1 protein-coding gene, 1 tRNA gene and 2 rRNA genes are annotated in these 4084 nt (G+C 54.2%); all 4 read right to left on the bottom strand.

The annotated features are described in order from the left end of the window. Nucleotides 1–350 precede the first annotated feature (350 nt). Nucleotides 351–427, bottom strand: a tRNA-Met gene (locus NKJ04_RS33525). Nucleotides 428–628: 201 nt separating this feature from the next. After that, nucleotides 629–743, bottom strand: a 5S ribosomal RNA gene (rrf, locus tag NKJ04_RS33520). Nucleotides 744–1021: 278 nt separating this feature from the next. Beyond that, nucleotides 1022–3842 (bottom strand): 23S ribosomal RNA (locus tag NKJ04_RS33515). 58 nt (nt 3843–3900) lie between these two features. Beyond that, nucleotides 3901–4084 (bottom strand): hypothetical protein (locus NKJ04_RS33510; RefSeq protein ID WP_352680104.1); only part of this gene is annotated, 184 nt, incomplete at its 5' end.

The raw sequence follows: 4084 nt of genomic DNA, 5'->3' as shown, positions 1-4084 counted from the left end.
GTCCCCCGAATGCGAACGGCCCGCTGGCTGGTGCCTGGGGGACTGTTGTTTGGTGCAGATTGGTTTGCGGGGGACGGGATTGGGTTTTTTGTCCCGCAGCTTGGGCTTCGCCTTGTTGCGGGCGCCTGATCCGGGGCAATCGATGGCCAGCCCAGCCGAACATCAAAACGCCCGCGGGCTTTGTGCCAGGCGGGCCGTTTGATTACCGCAGATTGGTTGCGGGGACAGGATTGAGTTTTCTGTCCGGCGGCGTCGGCTCCGCTTGCTTGCGGGCGCCTGATGACAGGTTAAATCGCCGGCACCACGGCACAATACAAAAGAGCCCGCACGAGGGCGGGCTCTTTTGTATTTGGTTGCGGGGACAGGATTTGAACCTGTGACCTTCAGGTTATGAGCCTGACGAGCTACCGGGCTGCTCCACCCCGCGTCAACCCTAAGCAAGCGTTTGCTTGCATTCCCTAAGCAAGCGCTTGCTTGCTTTTTTGTGTAAGCCGAGGCCTACAGATAGGTATATGGCTGACCAAATGAAAGGGCCGCTTACGCGGCCCGTGATCCCTTGGCGGGCCATTTCATAAAGAGAAGATTTCTCTGCATCCGATTGGATGTGAGTTCAACGTGCGTTTGGCAGACCTGGCAGCGACCTACTCTCCCGCGTCTTGAGACGAAGTACCATCAGCGCTGGAGCGTTTCACGGCCGAGTTCGGAATGGGATCGGGTGCAGCCGCTCCGCCATAACCACCAGGTCGGCAAAACGCACGTTGTTCGAGAAGCTTTTTTGAGCGAATAGCCAATAGTGAGTAGCGAATAGGGACCCTATTTGCTGCTTTCTCTGAGCTGTTCGCTGGTCTTTTTTGTGCCTTTACAGTTCTTTTGGTCCTAGCGCCTTTCGAAGCGAAGCTTCGCAAGGTCGACCGACCGTCGGCGCTGATGCGCCGCACCCACGTAGCGCCGCCCGCAGGGCGGAACAAGCGTGAGTGAGAACAGACCATCTGATTTTGTCAGATGAGCATAAGGAATGAGAACGATCAAGCCGATCGAACTATTAGTACCGGTAAGCTTCAAGCGTTGCCGCTCTTCCACACCCGGCCTATCAACGTGGTCGTCTTCCACGGTTCTCAGGGAATACTCGTTTTAAGGTGGGTTTCCCGCTTAGATGCCTTCAGCGGTTATCCCGTCCGGATATAGCTACCCTGCTATGCGGCTGGCGCCACAACAGGTCCACCAGAGATCCGTCCATCCCGGTCCTCTCGTACTAGGGACAGATCCTTTCAATATTCCTACACCCACGGCAGATAGGGACCGAACTGTCTCACGACGTTCTGAACCCAACTCACGTACCGCTTTAAATGGCGAACAGCCATACCCTTGGGACCTGCTCCAGCCCCAGGATGCGATGAGTCGACATCGAGGTGCCAAACAACCCCGTCGATATGGACTCTTGGGGGTCATCAGCCTGTTATCCCCGGCGTACCTTTTATCCGTTGAGCGATGGCCCTTCCACGCGGGACCACCGGATCACTATGACCGACTTTCGTCTCTGCTCGACTTGTCAGTCTCGCAGTCAGGCAGGCTTATGCCATTGCACTCAGCGAACGATTTCCGACCGTTCTGAGCCCACCATCGCGCGCCTCCGTTACTCTTTAGGAGGCGACCGCCCCAGTCAAACTACCCACCATACATTGTCCCGGACCCGGATAACGGGCCGCGGTTAGACATCCATAGTAATAAGGGTGGTATTTCAAGGGTGGCTCCACCTGAGCTGGCGCCCAGGTTTCAAAGCCTACCACCTATCCTACACATGCCACTACGAATGCCAATGTAAAGCTATAGTAAAGGTGCACGGGGTCTTTCCGTCTAACCGCAGGAACCCCGCATCTTCACGGGGAATTCAATTTCACTGAGTCTATGCTGGAGACAGCGGGGAAGTCGTTACGCCATTCGTGCAGGTCGGAACTTACCCGACAAGGAATTTCGCTACCTTAGGACCGTTATAGTTACGGCCGCCGTTTACTGGGGCTTCGATTCAGAGCTTGCACCCCTCCTCTTAACCTTCCAGCACCGGGCAGGCGTCAGACCCTATACGTCGTCTTGCGACTTCGCAGAGCCCTGTGTTTTTGATAAACAGTCGCTACCCCCTGGTCTGTGCCACCCTCCTCTACTTGCGTAGAAAAGGGTCACGCTTCTTCCGAAGTTACGCGTGCAATTTGCCGAGTTCCTTCAGCATAGTTCTCTCAAGCGCCTTGGTATACTCTACCAGACCACCAGTGTCGGTTTCGGGTACGGTTTATAAGGAGGAGCTATTTCCTGGAACCACGCAGCAGCCCGTTCAATCCGATAAGATTGGACTACCTCAATGATCCGTCACTACCTCCAAGCCCACGAATATTAACGTGGTTCCCATCGACTACGCGTTTCCGCCTCGTCTTAGGGGCCGGCTAACCCTGCTCAGATTAGCTTTAAGCAGGAACCCTTGGTCTTTCGGCGGGGGAGTCTCTCACTCCCCTTACGTTACTCATGTCAGCATTCGCACTTCTGATACCTCCACCACCCCTCACGGGTATGGCTTCATCAGCTTACAGAACGCTCCGCTACCGCTTGGCCCTTGCGGACCAAACCCTAAGCTTCGGTGTATGGCTTTAGCCCCGTTACATTTTCGGCGCAAAGACCCTTATTTAGACCAGTGAGCTGTTACGCTTTCTTTAAATGATGGCTGCTTCTAAGCCAACATCCTGGTTGTTTTGGGATCCTCACATCCTTTCCCACTTAGCCATAACTTGGGGACCTTAGCTGTAGGTCAGGGTTGTTTCCCTTTTCACGACGGACGTTAGCACCCGCCGTGTGTCTGCCGACTAGTACTCCCAGGTATTCGGAGTTTGGTTAGGTTTGGTAATCCGGTGAGGACCCCTAGCCCATCCAGTGCTCTACCCCCTGGGGTATTCGGTCGACGCTCTACCTAAATAGATTTCGCGGAGAACCAGCTATTTCCGAGTTTGATTGGCCTTTCACCCCTAGCCACAAGTCATCCCGAACTATTGCAACAGTTATGGGTTCGGTCCTCCAGTAAGTGTTACCTTACCTTCAACCTGCTCATGGCTAGATCACTCGGTTTCGGGTCTAATGCGACGAACTGAACGCCCTATTCAGACTCGCTTTCGCTGCGCCTACACCTAGCGGTTTAAGCTTGCTCGTCACACTAAGTCGCTGACCCATTATACAAAAGGTACGTGGTCACCCAGGACGAACCTTGGGCTTCCACTGTTTGTAGGCAATCGGTTTCAGGTACTCTTTCACTCCCCTTGTCGGGGTGCTTTTCACCTTTCCCTCACGGTACTAGTTCGCTATCGGTCATGCACGAGTACTTAGGCTTGGAGGGTGGTCCCCCCAATTTCAGACAGGATTTCACGTGTCCCGCCTTACTCGAGGACGATTGATTGCATTACGCGTACGGGGCTGTCACCCACTATGGCCCTACTTTCCAGAAGGTTCCGCTTGTCTCTCAATCGCCACTGGCCTGGTCCGGGTTCGCTCGCCACTACTTCCGGAGTCTCGGTTGATGTCCTTTCCTACGGGTACTTAGATGTTTCAGTTCCCCGCGTTCGCCACTTTACCCCTATGTATTCAGGGTAAGTTACCTATTATCGATACTTGGAAACCACAGCAGCAAGTCGGCCTTGCGACCTCTGGCTGCTCTGATTTTCCAAGTACCTTAGGTGGGTTTCCCCATTCGGAAATCTACGGATCAAAGGGTATTCGCACCTCCCCGTAGCTTATCGCAGCGTATCACGTCCTTCATCGCCTGTGCATGCCAAGGCATCCACCAATTGCCCTTAAGACACTTGATCGTTCTCATTGCCAATGCCCACCTGCGCAATCCGAAGGATTGTCGCCTCAGCCTCTCCCTTACGGGATCAGCATCCGCGCAATTCCAAAGGAATTGTCGCCTGAAGCAGATCCTGTGCGGGATCTAACTTCGATGTCATTGGCACAAAAAGACCAGCTTCTCGAGATCGGTTCGAGGGTGCGGTTAGGCAAGCCCATCATATGCGGGAGATTGAGCGTCTCCCGCGACAAATCACAAACCTTT

The organism is Mesorhizobium sp. M0618 (assembly GCF_040320765.1).
Taxonomy (GTDB): domain Bacteria; phylum Pseudomonadota; class Alphaproteobacteria; order Rhizobiales; family Rhizobiaceae; genus Mesorhizobium.
This window is presented reverse-complemented; position numbering and strand designations above follow the sequence as displayed.